Source organism: Salmonella sp. 32070601201500089SM, assembly GCF_017573605.1.
Classification (GTDB): Bacteria; Pseudomonadota; Gammaproteobacteria; order Enterobacterales; family Enterobacteriaceae; genus Salmonella; species Salmonella enterica.
Window position 1 is genome coordinate 205,991 of the sequence record NZ_JAGETK010000006.1, and the last position, 14,445, is coordinate 220,435.

16 protein-coding genes are annotated in these 14,445 nt (G+C 53.0%); 12 read left to right on the top strand and 4 right to left on the bottom strand.

Going from position 1 to position 14,445, the window contains the following annotated elements:
• Positions 1–2: 2 nt before the first annotated feature.
• The 12 genes from J4728_RS12305 (at position 3) to yrbL (ending at position 8,844) form a co-directional block, all read left to right on the top strand.
• Entirely contained in the window at positions 3–980 is a 978-nt protein-coding gene (locus J4728_RS12305; protein WP_000922735.1) for a calcium/sodium antiporter, read from the top strand.
• A gap of 13 nt (positions 981–993) precedes the next feature.
• A complete protein-coding gene (gene kdsD / locus J4728_RS12310; protein WP_000018617.1) occupies positions 994–1,980 on the top strand; it encodes an arabinose-5-phosphate isomerase KdsD in 987 nt (328 codons plus the stop codon).
• A 20-nt stretch (positions 1,981–2,000) separates the two neighbouring features.
• Entirely contained in the window at positions 2,001–2,567 is a 567-nt protein-coding gene (gene kdsC / locus J4728_RS12315) for a 3-deoxy-manno-octulosonate-8-phosphatase KdsC (protein ID WP_000030029.1), read from the top strand.
• Positions 2,564–3,139 carry an LPS export ABC transporter periplasmic protein LptC gene (gene lptC, locus J4728_RS12320; RefSeq protein WP_000047845.1) on the top strand — a complete coding sequence of 192 codons (576 nt, stop codon included), beginning with the start codon at positions 2,564–2,566 and terminating at the stop codon, positions 3,137–3,139. The genes kdsC and lptC overlap by 4 nt, the downstream gene beginning before the upstream one ends.
• Entirely contained in the window at positions 3,108–3,662 is a 555-nt protein-coding gene (gene lptA / locus J4728_RS12325) for a lipopolysaccharide ABC transporter substrate-binding protein LptA (RefSeq protein WP_000669770.1), read from the top strand. Before lptC ends, lptA begins: the two co-directional genes overlap by 32 nt.
• A gap of 6 nt (positions 3,663–3,668) precedes the next feature.
• Positions 3,669–4,394, top strand: coding sequence for an LPS export ABC transporter ATP-binding protein (gene lptB / locus J4728_RS12330; protein ID WP_000224104.1), 726 nt, complete (start codon positions 3,669–3,671; stop codon positions 4,392–4,394).
• A 47-nt stretch (positions 4,395–4,441) separates the two neighbouring features.
• The gene (gene rpoN, locus J4728_RS12335) at positions 4,442–5,875 is read left to right on the top strand and encodes an RNA polymerase factor sigma-54 (RefSeq protein WP_000809020.1); all 1,434 of its coding nucleotides are present in this window, start codon (positions 4,442–4,444) and stop codon (positions 5,873–5,875) included.
• Between the two features lie 22 nt (positions 5,876–5,897).
• On the top strand, positions 5,898–6,185 hold the full coding sequence (gene hpf / locus J4728_RS12340) for a ribosome hibernation promoting factor (RefSeq protein ID WP_001176589.1): 288 nt from the start codon (positions 5,898–5,900) through the stop codon (positions 6,183–6,185).
• Between the two features lie 117 nt (positions 6,186–6,302).
• Positions 6,303–6,794 carry a PTS IIA-like nitrogen regulatory protein PtsN gene (gene ptsN, locus J4728_RS12345; RefSeq protein WP_000609332.1) on the top strand — a complete coding sequence of 164 codons (492 nt, stop codon included), beginning with the start codon at positions 6,303–6,305 and terminating at the stop codon, positions 6,792–6,794.
• Positions 6,795–6,839: 45 nt separating this feature from the next.
• On the top strand, positions 6,840–7,694 hold the full coding sequence (rapZ, locus tag J4728_RS12350; protein ID WP_000243749.1) for an RNase adapter RapZ: 855 nt from the start codon (positions 6,840–6,842) through the stop codon (positions 7,692–7,694).
• The gene (gene npr / locus J4728_RS12355; RefSeq protein WP_000216797.1) at positions 7,691–7,963 is read left to right on the top strand and encodes a PTS phosphocarrier protein NPr; all 273 of its coding nucleotides are present in this window, start codon (positions 7,691–7,693) and stop codon (positions 7,961–7,963) included. The genes rapZ and npr overlap by 4 nt, the downstream gene beginning before the upstream one ends.
• Positions 7,964–8,211: 248 nt before the next feature.
• Complete coding sequence (gene yrbL / locus J4728_RS12360) at positions 8,212–8,844, top strand: PhoP regulatory network protein YrbL (protein ID WP_000602197.1); 633 nt, start codon at positions 8,212–8,214, stop codon at positions 8,842–8,844.
• Between the two features lie 74 nt (positions 8,845–8,918).
• Here yrbL and mtgA read toward each other — a convergent pair whose 3' ends face one another.
• The 4 genes from mtgA to J4728_RS12380 all read right to left on the bottom strand — a co-directional run bounded on the left by mtgA (position 8,919) and on the right by J4728_RS12380 (position 13,883).
• Positions 8,919–9,647, bottom strand: a complete 729-nt coding sequence (mtgA, locus tag J4728_RS12365; protein WP_208211816.1) for a monofunctional biosynthetic peptidoglycan transglycosylase — start codon at positions 9,645–9,647, stop codon at positions 8,919–8,921.
• Positions 9,644–10,297: an isoprenoid biosynthesis glyoxalase ElbB gene (elbB, locus tag J4728_RS12370; protein ID WP_000719822.1), complete on the bottom strand. Its 654-nt coding sequence runs from the start codon at positions 10,295–10,297 to the stop codon at positions 9,644–9,646. Before elbB ends, mtgA begins: the two co-directional genes overlap by 4 nt.
• Before the next feature lie 226 nt (positions 10,298–10,523).
• The gene (gene arcB / locus J4728_RS12375; protein WP_000809819.1) at positions 10,524–12,860 is read right to left on the bottom strand and encodes an aerobic respiration two-component sensor histidine kinase ArcB; all 2,337 of its coding nucleotides are present in this window, start codon (positions 12,858–12,860) and stop codon (positions 10,524–10,526) included.
• A gap of 93 nt (positions 12,861–12,953) precedes the next feature.
• Positions 12,954–13,883 (bottom strand): TIGR01212 family radical SAM protein, encoded by a 930-nt coding sequence (locus J4728_RS12380; protein ID WP_208211818.1) that lies wholly within the window; start codon positions 13,881–13,883, stop codon positions 12,954–12,956.
• Positions 13,884–14,445 lie beyond the last annotated feature (562 nt).

A 14,445-nucleotide genomic window follows, 5' to 3' on the forward strand; every position in this document is an offset into this window, starting at 1 on the left:
AGATGCTTTTAGCGATGGCGCTACTCATAATTGGTTTGCTTCTGGTGGCCTACGGCGCCGATCGTCTGGTGTTTGCGGCCTCTATTTTATGCCGTACATTCGGTATTCCCCCGCTGATCATCGGGATGACGGTCGTGAGTATCGGCACCTCGCTGCCGGAAATTATTGTGTCGGCCGCCGCATCGCTACACGGTCAGCTCGATTTGGCCGTCGGCGCGGCGCTCGGTTCTAACATCACCAATATTTTGCTGATCTTAGGGCTGGCGGCGCTGGTTCGTCCATTTACCGTGCATTCCGATGTTCTACGTCGCGAATTGCCATTAATGTTATTTGTTAGCGTGGTAGCCGGTTCCGTACTGCATGACGGACAGTTAAGTCGCAGTGATGGTATCTTTCTCCTGCTTCTGGCTGTGCTATGGCTGTTATTCATTGTTAAAATCGCGCGTCTGGCCGAACGCCAGGGGAATGACAGCCTCACCCGCGAACAACTGGCGGAGCTACCGCGCGAAGGCGGGCTCCCCGTCGCGTTCTTATGGCTGGGCATTGCGCTGGTCATCATGCCGATGGCGACGCGCATGGTAATCGATAACGCTACGGTGCTGGCGAACTATTTCGCCATGAGTGAATTAACGCTCGGTCTGACAGTCATCGCTGTCGGCACCAGTCTGCCAGAGCTGGCGACAGCGATTGCCGGCGTGCGAAAAGGCGAAAATGATATTGCCGTTGGTAATCTCATTGGCGCCAATATTTTTAATCTCGCCATCGTGCTGGGACTGCCTGCGCTGATCGCGCCGGGGGAGATCAACGCGCTGGCGTTTGGGCGAGATTATAGCGTGATGTTGCTGGTTAGCGTGGTTTTCGCTTTACTTTGCTGGCGGCATCCGCGCCAGATTGGTCGGGGCGCAGGTATACTGCTGACCGGCGGGTTTATCGTATGGCTGGCGATGCTCTATTGGCTATCGCCACTTCTTGTTGGATAACTGGAAACGGATTATGTCGCATTTAGCGTTGCAACCGGGGTTTGACTTTCAGCAGGCAGGCAAAGAGGTCCTGGAAATTGAACGTGAAGGCCTGGCGGAGCTTGATCAATATATCAACCAGCATTTCACGCTGGCCTGTGAAAAAATGTTCAACTGCACCGGAAAAGTGGTGGTCATGGGGATGGGGAAATCCGGCCATATCGGACGGAAAATGGCCGCCACGTTCGCCAGTACCGGCACCTCTTCCTTTTTTGTACATCCGGGCGAAGCCGCGCACGGCGATTTGGGGATGGTTACGCCGCAGGATGTGGTTATCGCTATCTCCAACTCCGGCGAATCCAGCGAGATCGCGGCGCTAATACCGGTGCTTAAACGTCTGCACGTACCGTTAATTTGCATTACCGGGCGACCGGAAAGCAGCATGGCGCGTGCGGCAGATGTGCATCTGTGTGTTAAAGTGCCCAAAGAAGCGTGTCCGTTAGGACTGGCGCCTACCAGTAGTACCACCGCAACGCTGGTGATGGGCGACGCGCTCGCCGTGGCATTGTTAAAAGCGCGCGGCTTTACCGCCGAGGATTTCGCTCTGTCGCATCCTGGCGGCGCGCTGGGACGTAAGCTACTGCTGCGCGTAAGCGATATTATGCATACTGGCGATGAAATCCCGCATGTTAATAAACATGCCACCCTGCGTGATGCGCTGTTAGAAATTACGCGTAAAAATCTCGGTATGACCGTCATTTGCGATGAATCCATGAAGATCGACGGTATCTTCACCGACGGCGATTTACGTCGCGTGTTCGATATGGGCGGCGATATGCGCCAGTTGGGGATCGCCGAGGTGATGACGCCAGGGGGCATTCGCGTGCGTCCCGGTATTCTCGCTGTCGATGCGCTGAATTTAATGCAGTCCCGCCATATCACCTCCGTACTGGTTGCTGATGGCGACCAGTTACTCGGTGTGTTACATATGCATGATCTCCTGCGTGCAGGCGTCGTGTAGAAACTCAAGGATAATTAACGATGAGTAAAGCAGGTGCGTCGCTTGCGACCTGTTATGGCCCCGTCAGCACCCATGTCATGACCAAAGCGGAGAATATCCGCCTGCTCATCCTGGACGTGGATGGCGTATTGTCTGACGGCCTGATTTATATGGGCAATAACGGCGAAGAGCTGAAGGCTTTCAACGTTCGTGACGGCTATGGTATTCGCTGTGCTTTGACCTCCAATATCGAGGTTGCCATTATTACCGGACGAAAGGCTAAACTTGTAGAAGATCGCTGCGCCACGCTGGGGATTGTCCATCTTTATCAGGGACAGTCGAATAAGCTGATCGCCTTTAGCGATCTGCTGGAAAAACTGGCCATTGCGCCGGAAAATGTTGCCTATGTCGGCGATGATCTGATTGACTGGCCAGTGATGGAAAAAGTGGGGTTAAGCGTTGCCGTTGCGGATGCGCATCCGCTGCTGATCCCCCGCGCTGACTATGTGACGCACATTGCCGGCGGGCGCGGCGCGGTACGTGAGGTGTGCGATTTGCTGCTGCTGGCGCAGGGCAAGCTGGATGAGGCCAAAGGGCAATCGATATGAGTAAAACCAGACGTTGGGTTATCATTCTACTGTCGCTGGCCATTCTGGTACTGATTGGTATCAATCTGGCGGATAAAGACGATCCTGCTGCCGTGATGGTCAACAGCAACGATCCCACGTATAAAAGCGAGCATACGGATACCGTCGTGTACAGTCCGGAAGGCGCGTTGAGCTATCGTCTGATTGCGCAGCACGTTGAATATTTTTCCGATCAGGCGGTCTCATGGTTTACGCAACCGGTATTAACCACCTTTGATAAGGATAAGGTGCCGACATGGTCGATCAAGGCCGATAAAGCCAAATTGACTAACGATCGGATGCTCTATCTGTATGGCCATGTTGAAGTCAACGCCCTGGTGCCTGACGCTCAATTACGCAGAATTACCACCGATAACGCGCAGATTAATCTGGTGACGCAGGATGTTACCTCGAACGATCTGGTGACGTTATACGGCACAACATTTAACTCCAGCGGACTGAAAATGCGCGGTAACTTACGCAGCAAGAACGCCGAGCTGATTGAAAAGGTTAGAACCTCTTATGAAATTCAAAACAAACAAACTCAGCCTTAATCTTATGCTTGCCGGCTCGCTGCTGGCCGCCAGCATTCCGGCTTTCGCCGTCACGGGCGATACCGAACAGCCTATTCATATTGACTCGGATCAACAGTCGCTGGATATGCAAGGCAACGTCGTGACCTTTACGGGCAACGTGGTGATGACCCAAGGCACGATTAAGATCAACGCCGATAAAGTCGTGGTTACCCGCCCTGGCGGCGAACAGGGGAAAGAGGTGATCGACGGTTACGGCAATCCGGCCACCTTCTACCAGATGCAGGACAACGGTAAGCCGGTGAAAGGCCACGCTTCCCATATGCATTACGAGCTGGCGAAAGATTTTGTGGTGCTAACCGGCAACGCTTATCTGGAGCAGCTTGACAGCAACATTACCGGCGACAAAATCACCTACCTGGTGAAAGAGCAGAAAATGCAGGCCTTCAGCGAGAAAGGCAAGCGCGTCACTACCGTTCTGGTGCCGTCGCAGTTGCAAGACAAAAACAAAGGCCAGACTCCGGCGCAAAAGAAGAGTAACTAATTCGTTATGGCAACATTAACTGCAAAGAATCTGGCGAAGGCCTATAAAGGCCGTCGCGTAGTGGAAGATGTCAGTCTGACCGTTAACTCCGGGGAGATTGTCGGGCTGCTCGGTCCAAACGGCGCGGGTAAAACCACCACCTTTTATATGGTCGTCGGTATCGTGCCGCGTGACGCGGGCAATATCATCATTGATGATGAAGATATCAGTCTGCTGCCGCTGCACGCGCGCGCGCGCCGCGGTATCGGCTATTTGCCGCAGGAAGCCTCTATTTTCCGCCGTCTCAGCGTATTTGATAACCTGATGGCGGTACTGCAAATTCGTGACGATTTGACCGCAGAACAGCGAGAAGACCGCGCCAACGAGCTGATGGAAGAGTTTCATATCGAGCATCTGCGCGACAGCATGGGACAGGCGCTGTCCGGTGGTGAACGCCGTCGTGTAGAAATAGCCCGCGCGTTGGCCGCTAATCCCAAATTTATCCTGCTGGATGAACCCTTTGCCGGCGTTGACCCGATTTCCGTTATCGACATCAAACGCATTATCGAGCATCTGCGCGATAGCGGGCTCGGCGTGCTGATCACCGACCATAACGTCCGTGAGACGCTGGCAGTCTGTGAACGTGCCTATATCGTGAGCCAGGGCCACCTTATTGCCCACGGTACGCCGACAGAAATCCTGCAAGACGAACACGTTAAGCGTGTATATCTTGGGGAAGACTTCAGACTCTGATAGGGTAGAGGGCTATGCTGCTCTAGCGGGAGAAAACGACTCTGAATATGAAGCAAGGTTTGCAACTCAGGCTTAGCCAACAACTGGCGATGACGCCTCAGCTACAACAGGCCATCCGTCTGTTGCAGTTGTCTACGCTGGAACTTCAGCAGGAACTCCAGCAAGCGCTGGAAAATAACCCGCTGCTTGAGCAAACCGATCTTCATGACGAAATCGACACTCAGCAACCTCAGGATAACGATCCTCTCGATACCGCCGACGCGCTCGAACAAAAAGAGATGCCGGAAGAGCTGCCGCTTGACGCCAGTTGGGATGAAATTTACACCGCCGGGACGCCGTCCGGCCCCAGCGGCGATTATATCGACGATGAGCTGCCCGTCTATCAGGGCGAAACGACGCAGTCGTTGCAGGATTATCTGATGTGGCAGGTTGAGCTAACGCCCTTCTCGGACACCGATCGCGCTATTGCGACATCCATTGTCGACGCGGTAGATGATACCGGCTATCTCACCGTATCCCTGGACGAAATTCGCGAAAGCATGGGCGATGTAGAGGTGGATCTCGATGAGGTTGAAGCCGTCCTGAAGCGCATTCAGCGTTTTGATCCGGTAGGCGTCGCGGCAAAAGATCTTCGCGACTGTCTGCTGATCCAGCTTTCACAATTCGACAAATCCACGCCGTGGCTGGAAGAGGCGCGGCTTATTATCTGCGATCACCTTGATCTGCTGGCCAACCACGATTTCCGCACGTTGATGCGCGTTACCCGACTGAAAGAAGAGGTGCTGAAAGAGGCGGTAAACCTGATTCAGTCGCTCGATCCCAGACCCGGTCAATCGATCCAGACCGGCGAGCCGGAGTACGTTATCCCGGATGTGCTGGTACGCAAGCATAACGGTCGCTGGACGGTGGAGCTTAATAGCGACAGTATTCCCCGTTTACAGATTAACCAGCACTATGCCGCCATGTGCAATAGCGCGCGCAACGATGCCGACAGCCAGTTCATCCGCAGTAATTTACAGGATGCGAAATGGCTGATAAAAAGCCTTGAAAGCCGCAACGACACGCTGCTGCGCGTCAGTCGCTGCATCGTCGAGCAACAGCAAGCCTTTTTTGAACAGGGCGAAGAATATATGAAACCGATGGTACTGGCGGATATCGCCCAGGCCGTCGAGATGCACGAATCCACTATATCCCGCGTGACCACGCAGAAGTATTTGCACAGCCCGCGCGGTATTTTTGAACTCAAATATTTCTTTTCCAGCCACGTCAATACCGAAGGCGGAGGCGAAGCCTCTTCCACCGCGATTCGCGCGCTGGTGAAGAAGTTAATTGCGGCGGAAAACCCCGCGAAACCGCTGAGCGACAGCAAGTTAACCTCTCTGCTGTCAGAACAAGGTATCATGGTGGCGCGCCGCACTGTTGCGAAGTACCGAGAGTCTTTATCCATTCCGCCGTCAAACCAACGCAAACAGCTGGTTTGACCCAACCGATAAGGAAGACACTATGCAGCTCAATATCACCGGACATAATGTCGAAATTACTGAAGCCCTGCGTGAATTTGTGACGACAAAATTCGCCAAACTTGAACAGTATTTTGAGCGGATTAATCAGGTATACGTGGTGTTGAAAGTGGAGAAGGTCACGCATATCTCGGATGCGACGCTACACGTTAACGGCGGCGAAATTCACGCCAGCGCGGAAGGCCAGGATATGTATGCCGCCATTGACGGCTTGATTGATAAACTGGCAAGGCAGTTAACCAGGCATAAAGATAAACTGAAACAACACTAATTGTCCGGGCAGTTAGCCAGTGCAGGACGGCCTGTTGTGTGACACAACGGGCCATTTGTACAGTTAGCGCTCCGAACCTGGCCATCAACCTGACAGGACAGGTTCTTAGGTGAAATTATGATAAATAACGATACGACTCTACAACTGAGCAGTGTACTTAACCAGGAGTGTACGCGTAGCGGCGTTCATTGTCAGAGTAAGAAACGCGCGCTGGAAATCATCAGCGAACTGGCGGCAAAACAGCTCAGTTTACCTCCTCAGGTCGTGTTTGAAGCCATTCTGACACGCGAAAAAATGGGCAGTACCGGTATTGGTAATGGTATCGCCATCCCGCACGGGAAACTGGAAGAAGATACCTTACGCGCCGTCGGCGTGTTCGTTCAGCTCGAAACGCCGATCGCGTTCGACGCCATCGATAACCAGCCGGTCGATCTCCTCTTCGCCCTGCTGGTGCCCGCCGATCAAACTAAAACGCATCTGCACACGCTGTCGCTGGTGGCGAAACGTCTGGCGGATAAAACGATCTGCCGCCGCCTGCGCGCGGCGCTGAATGATGAAGAGCTGTATCAAATCATTACTGACACCGAAGGTGAGCAGAATGAGGCATAACAACTCAATGGCATTTCTTTCTGTCGTTGTGAGGAGAAACGGTACATGGTACTGATGATCGTCAGCGGGCGTTCCGGATCAGGTAAATCTGTCGCTCTGCGCGCGCTGGAAGATATGGGATTTTACTGCGTGGATAACCTCCCCGTCGTGCTGTTGCCCGATCTGGCGCGAACGCTGGCCGATCGCCAGATTTCCGCCGCCGTCAGCATTGATGTGCGCAATATGCCTGAATCACCTGAGATTTTTGAACAGGCGATGAATAATCTGCCTGGCGCTTTCTCGCCGCAATTGCTGTTTCTTGATGCCGACCGCAATACCTTGATTCGCCGCTACAGCGACACGCGCCGTTTGCATCCGCTTTCCAGCAAAAATCTTTCTTTAGAGAGTGCGATCGATAAAGAGAGTGACTTGCTGGAGCCGTTACGCTCACGTGCGGATCTGATCGTCGACACTTCAGAAATGTCCGTCCATGAGCTGGCGGAGATGCTGCGTACCCGGCTGTTGGGCAAACGCGAGCGTGAACTGACGATGGTATTTGAGTCCTTCGGCTTTAAACATGGTATCCCGATTGATGCGGACTATGTGTTTGATGTCCGCTTTCTGCCCAACCCGCACTGGGATCCAAAACTGCGCCCCATGACCGGGCTTGATAAGCCGGTAGCCGCGTTTCTTGACCGACACACAGAAGTTCACAATTTTATCTATCAGACTCGCAGCTATCTTGAGCTATGGTTACCGATGCTGGAGACCAACAACCGCAGCTACCTTACCGTCGCTATCGGTTGTACCGGCGGGAAACACCGTTCGGTGTATATTGCAGAACAGCTGGCAGACTACTTCCGCTCGCGCGGTAAAAATGTCCAGTCTCGCCATCGCACGCTGGAAAAACGCAAAACATGACCGTAAAGCAAACAGTTGAAGTCACCAATAAGCTGGGCATGCATGCCCGGCCTGCCATGAAGCTTTTCGAACTGATGCAGGGGTTTGACGCCGAGGTGCTATTACGCAATGACGAAGGCACCGAAGCGGAAGCAAACAGCGTCATCGCGCTGTTAATGCTCGACTCCGCCAAAGGGCGTCAGATCGAAATTGAAGCCACCGGCCCGCAAGAAGTTGAAGCGCTGGCGGCGGTTATCGCGCTGTTCAATTCCGGCTTTGACGAAGACTAAACCTCCCCCTCTATACCCTATTTCCCCCAACGCCGTCCCGGTATTTGATGACAGTCCCCCCAAAACCGGGCGTGTTACGCCTGCCTGCCTCTTGTCCCGCAGCCCCGCCCTTTCGTAAGATTTGTACATTTCGTGCGCTTTACCTATGCATAAAAACATTAAGAAAACCTTAAAAAATTTCGTTTAGGTTTTGTTTAAGCTCTTTGTCCATACTAAATTTATGTGAATAAATTTTTCCAGGACTTGCCATGATCCTCTTATCGAAACAGACTCCGCTGGGCGCTGGTCGACATCGTAAATGCTATACGCATCCGGATAATGCCCGGCGTTGCATAAAAGTCATTTACAACCGTGACCACGGCGGTGATAAAGAGATTCGGCGTGAACTGAGCTACTATGCGCATCTGTCCCGCTACCTGACAGACTGGAGCGCTATCCCCCGTTATTACGGCACGGTAGAAACCGATTGCGGCACTGGCTATGTCTACGACATGATTACCGATTTCAACGGCGCGCCCTCTATTACCCTGACCGAGTTCGCCGCGCAATGTCGTTATGAAGAGGATGTCGCTGTCCTGCGGCGGCTACTGAAAAAACTGAAACGTTACCTGCTGGATAACCATATTGTGACGATGTCGCTGAAGCCGCAAAACATCCTGTGCCAGCGTATCAGCGAGTCAGAAGTGGTTCCGGTGGTTTGCGACAATCTGGGGGAAAGTACCTTTATCCCGCTGGCGACCTGGTCAACATGGTGCTGTGAACGCAAACTGGAGAGAGTGTGGCAGCGGTTTATCGCCCAGCCTGCGCTGGCCGTTGCCCTGGAGAGGGGCGCGCAGCCAAAAGACAAGAAACGGCTGGCGCTTACTTCTCACGAAGCTTAATGGCCTGTGCTTATCAGGCCTGGACGACACAGATCGCAGGCCGGATAAGGCGTTCGCGCCGCCAATCGGCAAAATTAATTAAGCTGTTTGCGCGTCATAAAAGATTCCCCGCCCAGTTGTCGCATCTGGCGCATAATCCACGCCTGCCGGCTACGCACATAGCCAGACGGCGCATTCGCCTTATAGCGTAACGGATTTGGCAATACCGCCGCCAGCAACGCGGCTTCAGACACACTCAAGCGACTGGCAGGTTTATGAAAATACCGTTGTGCCGCAGCCTCCACGCCGAAAATACCATCGCCAAACTCCGCGATATTCAGATAAACCGTGAGAATGCGCTTTTTGCTCCAGACAGTTTCAATGCCCAGCGTTAGCCCGGCCTCCAGACCTTTGCGCACCCAACTGCGTCCATCCCATAAAAAGAGATTTTTCGCCGTTTGCTGCGAAAGCGTAGAGGCGCCGCGAATACGGCTCTCATTCCGCTCATTATGCGCCAGCGCTTTTTCAATCGCCGGAACATCAAAGCCCCAGTGCTCAGGGAACTTCTGGTCTTCCGCCGCAATTACCGCCAGCCCCATCCACGGCGAGATATCCGCCATACTGACCCAGTCAGAATGCGCCACATAACCGAACTCTCCGCCGAGCCAGGCGCTAATCTGCCGTTCCGCCATCACCGCCGAAAAAGGCACCGGAACCACGCTAAACAGCGCAATGCCGCCGCCCCAAAAGACGGCGAGCGCAGCAAGGATACGTAAAAGTAGACGGCGCAAAAACGTTAACGGCGCGATGCGTCGTTTGCTCATTCCGCCAGAACCAGCACGCGCGACACTAATTTATCAATGCCGCTTGCCGCCTGGGCGATATCCTGCGCCAGCATATAGGCAGGGGTGGTCACGACCTTGTTATCCTCGTCCACAACGATATCATCAACCGGGCAAGGTACGTGTTCGGCGCCCATCTCTTCAAGTACTTCAGCGGTATCAATATCCGTCCCTATTGTCAGACGTAGCGGGAAGTCAAAGATTTTCGGCAACATTGCGGGCGCGATACAGATGAATCCCAGCGGCTTGCCGGACTGGTGCATGGCCTTCGCCAGCGCGACGACATCGCTATCCACCCGGCATTCGCTCCCCTGGCTGGCGAAATTACTCAGGTTCTTCGCCGCGCCGAAACCACCAGGCACAATGAGCGCATCCAGCTCCTCTGGCTGAGCCTGGGACAGGGGACGAATATCGCCCCGCGTAATACGCGCCGCCTCAATCAGAACGTTACGCGTTTCCGCCATCGCTTCGCCGGTCAGGTGATTAATAACATCCGCTTGTGGTTTATCCGGCGCGAAGCAGACAGCCTGCGCGCCGCTGCGGGCAATGGCCAGCAGCGTCAGAACGGCCTCATGAATTTCGGTGCCGTCATAGACGCCGCATCCGCTGAGCACTACGCCAATTTTTTTCATGGTGAACATCCTCCTGCAACCGACTCAAGCCCATTAATAATTTTGATTAAAATGCTACGCTTCACATATTTAAATGATTCATGTAACAAATCATTTAGGATTTGCTATCTTAACTGCGTGCGGCCTGAAAACAGGACTGCGCCTTTGACATCATCATAATAAGCACGGCGCAGCCACGATTTCCCTGGTGTTGGCGCAGTATTCGCGCACCCCGGTCAAACCGGGGTCATTTTTTTTCCGCGTTTGCCACCCAGGCTTTCAGCACCGCGACATCGTGCTGCCACTCCTGCTTCATCTCTTCAATCCATTCCGCGACATTATCTTCCCAGGCGGGAAGATCCGGCGACTGGATTTGCTGGCCAAGCTGTTGCAGATGACGCAGCCCTACCGAACCGGCGGCGCCTTTAATCTTATGCCCTTCCTCAACGACGCCTTTTTTGTCACGCGCCGTCAGATTGGACTCCAGCACGCTTAAATAGCCAGGCATCATTTTTTCAAACACCGCGAGACCGTCGGTGATCAATTTAGGCCCAACCAACTCGATGTATTGTTCCAGCATCGGGATATCCAGCAGCGCTTGCGCTTTATCGCTCTCTTCAGGCGTCACGGTACTCTCCTCTTTATCGGTGGCATCCCAGAATTTTTTAATCATCGCGGTTAAGGCCGGCACCGACAGCGGCTTACTCAGCACATCGTCCATACCAGCGTCCAGATACTCTTTTTTATCTTTCAGAACGTTAGCCGTAAGCGCTACCAGCGGCGGTAAATCTTCCCGCGTGTGGCGACGGGTCAGTTCTCTGGCAATATCCAGCCCCGTCATATCCGGTAGTTGAATATCCAGTAAGACCAGGTCATATTCGCCCGGCGCGAACATCTCCAGCGCCGCCTTGCCGGTCATCGCGACATCCACGCTGTTCCCCAGTTTTTCCAGTACCGAACGCGCCACGATCACGTTCAGTTCAATATCTTCGACCAGCAGAACATGCAGCGCGGGCAGCGGCATGTCGTCTTCATCAAAGGCGTCCTCCACCTCTTCCGCCACCGCTGGCGCATGAACCGTTAGCGTAAAGGTCGATCCTTTGCCCGGCAGACTGGAAACGGTAATATCGCCGCCCATATTTTTCGCCAGCCGACGGGAGACCGCCAGCCCGATACCGGTACCCGTCGCCGGTTTACCGCCATGACTGTCTTTCACCTGATAATACATGGCGAAAATTTTATCCTGCTCATCCTGCGGAATGCCGATCCCGGAATCTTCCACTTCAAAGTGCAGCATGTCGCCTTCATCATAGCGCGCCCGCACCGTCACCTGGCCCTGCTGAGTAAATTTCACCGCATTGCTGATCAAATTCCATAAAATCTGGCGCAGACGCGTTCCGTCGGTAATGACTTTGTGCGGCAGCGGCAGCGTCGGCTCAAGCACAAAACGTAGCCCTTTTTGCTGCGCCTGCAAACCGGAAAGGTTTTCCAGATCGGCCATAAAGCTGGTGAAATCAACCGGTTGGTTATCAAGCTGAACCTTACGCCGCTCCATCTTATCCATATCAATGATATCATTGAAAATATTGCCTAACGTCACGGCGGAGACATGGATTGTCTTAAGGTATTTTTCCTGTTCGGCGGTAAGATCGGTATCCAGCAGGATGCGGCTTAAACCGACGATGCCGTTAAGCGGGGTGCGCAGCTCATGACTGATGGTAGAGATAAACGTGGTCTTGTCGCGGCTGGCGCGTTCCAGCGCGTCCTGATAACGCTTACGTTCGGTAATATCACGACCAAATCCCATCAGGCCATGACGTTTACCGACACGGTCGTAATAAGGCACTTTACGAATTTCAAAGCAGGCCTTTCGTCCGTCCGGGTAATCCAGCCACTGTTCGTAGGTCAGGGAGACGTTATGGCGGAATACTTTTTCATCGGTTTCAATGACTTTCTCCGCCGCTTCGGGAGAGTACACATCTTCCGGCTTCAAATGCACCAGCTGTTTTTCGCTCTTGCCGGTTAGCAATTCCATTGCGCGGTTACAGCCGGAAAATTCTTTATCCTCATTACGATAAAAAACCAAATCCGGCGAGGCGTCCAGAAAGGAGCGCAAAAAAGAGGATTGCTGTTCTAGCTGGATTTGCGCCTCTTCACGCTCTTTAATTTCTACTTTTAGCTGTTCAAATGTCTCTTGCAGCTCCGCTTCCGCTTTTTCGCGATCGGCAATTTCCTGATTAAGCTGGGCAATATTGTCCTTCAACTGTACGTTAAGCTTGAGATCGCGCTCGCGCATCTCCTCCAGCTTTTGCACCAGACGCGACAGTCGCTGCCTTGACTCTTCCAGTTGTTCAACAACAACGGATAAGAAATAGACCGCCCAGGGCGTAATTAACAGGCCAAAAAAGATGGAACGAATAACGTCGATACTTTCAACCTGACCATGCAGCACCATGGTCACCGCCATCTGCACGACAATCGCCAGCACCACCAATGCCAACGCCAGGAGCATGGAAAAGCGCACCAGACCCAATTTCATCATCAGGTCGACATAGTATTGCGCCAGCATACGAATTTGCTTCATAGAGGATTCCTTCACCACAACTTCGCACATAATACCCAATTATGGGAACCGCGTTGAATATTGTGCGAAATATGCGTAGCGCCCCTCATCACGCTACGCTACAGGTGGTATCCAGGGACGGGCCAGCGCAGAGCCCTGTACGCCATGCTCATTCAGGTATTTGTCCAGCTCAACCATCCCCGTCCAGCGATTCTCGCACCACAGCGGGGCAAGCAGCGTCGGACGGCGAGCGCTGGCTGAAATTCGGTGATAAATCACCTCCGGCGGCGTATGACGAATCATCTCACCTGCCGTTAGCGTGTAGTCGTCCAGTTCGATGCCGTTCAGCCGCCCCGCTTCCCAGGCTTTGGCCATCGTACTGCCTTTCACAATATGCAGCGGATGCAGTTTAATACCGTCAACGCCCGTCTCCACCACACGCTCCATGGTTTGCAGGCATTCTGCCTGCCCTTCTCCCGGCAGCCCCACAATCAGATGCGCACACACTTTCAGCCCGCGCTCCCGGGCAATCCGGGTGGTACGCTGATAGCAGGCGAAGTCATGCCCGCGGTTAATTCGGTGCAGGGTTTTATCGTGCGCGGTTTGCAATCCCAGTTCCAGCCATACCTCGTAGCCTTGATCTTTATATTCACACAGTAAATCTACTACTGCCTGCGGGACACAATCCGGACGCGTACCGACGCATAACCCGACGATACTGGCCTGGCTGACCGCCTGTTGATACATGGAACGCAGCACCTGCACTTCCGCAAAGGTGCTGGTGTAGGCCTGGAAATAGGCCAGATAACGTTTAGCGCGGTTCACCAGATGCGCCTGATGCGCAAGCTGCTCGGCAATCGAATGATGCTGCTGCGCCTCATCGGCAAAAGAGGAGACATTACAGAAGGTGCAACCGCCACGCCCGATGGTACCGTCGCGGTTAGGGCAGCTAAAACCGCCATGAAGCGTCAGCTTATGAACCTTTTGCCCATACCGACGTAAAAGATCCCCACCAAACATATTGACTAATTTCTGTAACTGCATAATCTGATAGACCGCCTCTTAAAAAGAGGCCAAAGCCTGCCATTTTTAGTCTCCTTTGGCGATGACCTGGATCAATCGTCCCGGAAGGCTTTTATCCGTTGCATAATCAAGCAAAATAAACGATATTTCATTCATAATCCCGCTGATGATTTTTCCTGATATTCCCCTCTTTTTTCAGCGTTTGCTGGGTCATCGATAAAAACAGTAGCATTCAATACTGCTCACGCTTAAAACAGCATAAAATGCCAAGATTTTTGAAAAAACAAGGTCAGATAACGTCTGGCGAGCGGCTCTTATAGTGAGACAGATCACAGGCTTTCTGCCGCTCCGTATTAGCAGCCCCTCTATAAAAAACCTTTTAATTTCAATACATTCAAAAAGTTATCTGTGCTACAGCACACTTTTGCATAAATCAGTTTGCCATTTGACCTGGGTGTGGATTCCCGATAAGTTGGGGATCCGCTGGAAGCTTTCTGGATGAGCCGTCTGCTCATCATATTTATGCAGTAATTGAGATTCCCTCTTAACCGTATTTACCAATGCGCAAAGGACACAAAGAGGG

Coding starts and splice junctions, on each gene's coding strand:
- J4728_RS12305 (WP_000922735.1), top strand. CDS start 3: ATGCTTTTAGCGATGGCGCTACTCATAATTGGTTTGCTTCTGGTGGCC.
- kdsD (WP_000018617.1), top strand. CDS start 994: ATGTCGCATTTAGCGTTGCAACCGGGGTTTGACTTTCAGCAGGCAGGC.
- kdsC (WP_000030029.1), top strand. CDS start 2,001: ATGAGTAAAGCAGGTGCGTCGCTTGCGACCTGTTATGGCCCCGTCAGC.
- lptC (WP_000047845.1), top strand. CDS start 2,564: ATGAGTAAAACCAGACGTTGGGTTATCATTCTACTGTCGCTGGCCATT.
- lptA (WP_000669770.1), top strand. CDS start 3,108: ATGAAATTCAAAACAAACAAACTCAGCCTTAATCTTATGCTTGCCGGC.
- lptB (WP_000224104.1), top strand. CDS start 3,669: ATGGCAACATTAACTGCAAAGAATCTGGCGAAGGCCTATAAAGGCCGT.
- rpoN (WP_000809020.1), top strand. CDS start 4,442: ATGAAGCAAGGTTTGCAACTCAGGCTTAGCCAACAACTGGCGATGACG.
- hpf (WP_001176589.1), top strand. CDS start 5,898: ATGCAGCTCAATATCACCGGACATAATGTCGAAATTACTGAAGCCCTG.
- ptsN (WP_000609332.1), top strand. CDS start 6,303: ATGATAAATAACGATACGACTCTACAACTGAGCAGTGTACTTAACCAG.
- rapZ (WP_000243749.1), top strand. CDS start 6,840: ATGGTACTGATGATCGTCAGCGGGCGTTCCGGATCAGGTAAATCTGTC.
- npr (WP_000216797.1), top strand. CDS start 7,691: ATGACCGTAAAGCAAACAGTTGAAGTCACCAATAAGCTGGGCATGCAT.
- yrbL (WP_000602197.1), top strand. CDS start 8,212: ATGATCCTCTTATCGAAACAGACTCCGCTGGGCGCTGGTCGACATCGT.
- mtgA (WP_208211816.1), bottom strand. CDS start 9,647: ATGAGCAAACGACGCATCGCGCCGTTAACGTTTTTGCGCCGTCTACTT.
- elbB (WP_000719822.1), bottom strand. CDS start 10,297: ATGAAAAAAATTGGCGTAGTGCTCAGCGGATGCGGCGTCTATGACGGC.
- arcB (WP_000809819.1), bottom strand. CDS start 12,860: ATGAAGCAAATTCGTATGCTGGCGCAATACTATGTCGACCTGATGATG.
- J4728_RS12380 (WP_208211818.1), bottom strand. CDS start 13,883: ATGCAGTTACAGAAATTAGTCAATATGTTTGGTGGGGATCTTTTACGT.